This window comes from Dactylosporangium aurantiacum (assembly GCF_000716715.1).
Lineage (GTDB): Bacteria > Actinomycetota > Actinomycetes > Mycobacteriales > Micromonosporaceae > Dactylosporangium > Dactylosporangium aurantiacum.
Map to the genome: position 1 here is coordinate 1 of NZ_JNYJ01000147.1, position 569 is coordinate 569.

The window sequence follows — 569 nt, forward strand, 5'->3', positions numbered from 1 at the left end:
ACGAGCCTGTTCAACCAGAGTCTGGTGTTGCCGGGTCGTTCGTTCGCCGGTCTGGACAACTTCACCGAGGTGTTGCGGCGCAATTTCTGGCCGGTGTTGCAGCACACGGTGGTGTTCACGGTCGGTTCGACTGTGGTGCCGGTGGTGATCGGGTTCGCGCTTGCTCTGGCTTTGCATACGAGGTTGCGGGGGCGGGCGGTGTTGCGGGGGTTGTTCCTGATGCCGTGGGTGATTCCGGGGGTGGTGGTGTCGTTCGTCTGGTTGTGGATTTTCAACGCGAACTACGGCCTGCTCAATGGGTTGCTTGTGCAGTTGCGCCTGGTTGATGAGCCGGTCGTGTGGCTGGGCAGTCCGGGTACTGCGATGGCGGCGGTCATCGTGGCGAAGAGTTGGGCGAGTTTCCCGTGGATCATGGTGATGTTGCTGGCTGGGTTGCAGACGGTGCCGGTGGCGTTGCACGAGGCCGCGGCGTTGGACGGTGCGGGTGCGGTGCACCGGTTCTGGCATGTGACGCTGCCGCACCTGCGCGGGATTCTCGGCATCGTGGTGCTGCTGGAGGTGATCTGGAA

1 protein-coding gene is annotated in these 569 nt (G+C 63.1%); it reads left to right on the forward strand.

All coding sequences use genetic code 11. The annotated features are described in order from the left end of the window. Positions 1 to 569, forward strand: a 569-nt coding sequence (locus OP18_RS50690) for a carbohydrate ABC transporter permease (protein ID WP_033368021.1), incomplete at both ends; no start/stop codon positions are given.